Source organism: Collinsella aerofaciens (genome assembly GCF_040915425.1).
Lineage (GTDB): Bacteria > Actinomycetota > Coriobacteriia > Coriobacteriales > Coriobacteriaceae > Collinsella > Collinsella aerofaciens_BW.
The window spans coordinates 1-1,333 of sequence record NZ_JBCPDN010000126.1; the positions used below are offsets into that span (position 1 = coordinate 1).

The 1,333-nt window shown below is 72.6% G+C and carries 1 protein-coding gene; it reads left to right on the forward strand.

What is annotated here, in order from left to right; translation table 11 throughout:
* Positions 1 to 136: 136 nt before the first annotated feature.
* The gene (locus tag AB5164_RS10170; RefSeq protein ID WP_368143346.1) at positions 137 to 1,246 is read left to right on the forward strand and encodes an IS110 family RNA-guided transposase; all 1,110 of its coding nucleotides are present in this window, start codon (positions 137 to 139) and stop codon (positions 1,244 to 1,246) included.
* Positions 1,247 to 1,333 lie beyond the last annotated feature (87 nt).

Genomic DNA, 1,333 nt, shown 5'->3' on the forward strand with positions numbered 1-1,333 from the left:
AAGACGATATGAGAAAGCCATTTGGGTCGCCTCCCCCGCGGCGCAGCTTCTTTCCGCGGGCTCGGGATGCCACAATGGGCTTTGAGTATCGGCCCGTGCGGTAGCCCTTACCGCACCTGCGGGGAGGAGGCTTCCCATGCCCCATGTTACCTCCATCGGCCTGGACGTCCACGCGCGATCGGTCGCCGCCGCGGCGTTCAACCCCTTCACCGGCGAGGTGGTGCACCGTGACTTCGGGACGGACGCCGCCGAGATCGCGGAGTGGGCCCTCGGGTTCGAGGAGCCCAGGGCCTGCTACGAGAGCGGCCCCACCGGCTTCCACATGGCGCGCGAGCTGCGCGCGCTCGGCCTCGACTGCGCCGTGGCCGCCGTCTCCAAGATGCAGAGGCCGGCGGCGGACGCGCGCCGCAAGAACGACCGGCGCGACGCCGAGTTCATCGCCCGCATGCTCGCCACCCACAACATCGTGGAGGTCCCGCTGCCCGATGCGGCCGTCGAGGCCGCCCGGGACCTCGACCGCGCCCTCGACGACGCCACGGCGGAGTACCGCCGCGCCAGGCAGCGACTCAACATGTTCCTGATCAGGCTGGGCTACGTCTGGGACGAGCGCAACGCCGACGGGACGAGGAAGGGATCCTGGACGCGCGCCCACTGGAGGTGGATATCCGGGATCAGGCTCGAGGGGCCCCAGCGCGACGTGCTCGAGTACTACGTCACGGCCGCGAGGTGCGCGGAGTCGGACCGCCGGCAGCTCGAGAAGAAGGTGCTCGCCCTCGCCCGGACCGACCGGTGGCGCCCGGCCGTCGAGGCGCTCTCCTGCATCAAGGGAATCGACACCCTGACGGCCTTCAGGCTCGCAGCCGAGGCGGGCTCCTTCACGAGGTTCCGGACGGCCCCGGCCTTCGCGAGCTGGTGCGGGCTGGTCCCGTCGGAGCGCTCGAGCGGCGAGACCGAGCGGCGCGGCGGGATAACCAAGACGGGCAACCGGCTCGCCAGGACGGCACTGGTGGAGTCGGCGTGGCACTACCTGACGTGCACGCTCCGCCCGAAGGCCCCGGCGCCCGGCGCGGACGTCCCCGCGGCGATCCGGGCGCGCGCCGACGACTGCACCGCCAGGCTCTGCCGCCGCCGCGAGGCGCTGGCGGCGGCGGGCAAGAGCCCGTGCAAGGCAAACGCCGCCGTCGCGCGCGAGCTCGCCTGCTGGGTCTGGGAGATCGGGCGCCGGGCGGAGGGGACCCTCGGCTGACCCCGTCGGACAACAAGCCTCCCGCCGGGAGGGCCCGCGCCTCGACGCATCGCCGGCGCGCGTTCACGAACCCTTTTTGGGCAGCCC

Bases quoted from the DNA above. Each gene is read 5' to 3' on its own strand.
- AB5164_RS10170 (WP_368143346.1), top strand. From the start codon at position 137: ATGCCCCATGTTACCTCCATCGGCCTGGACGTCCACGCGCGATCGGTC.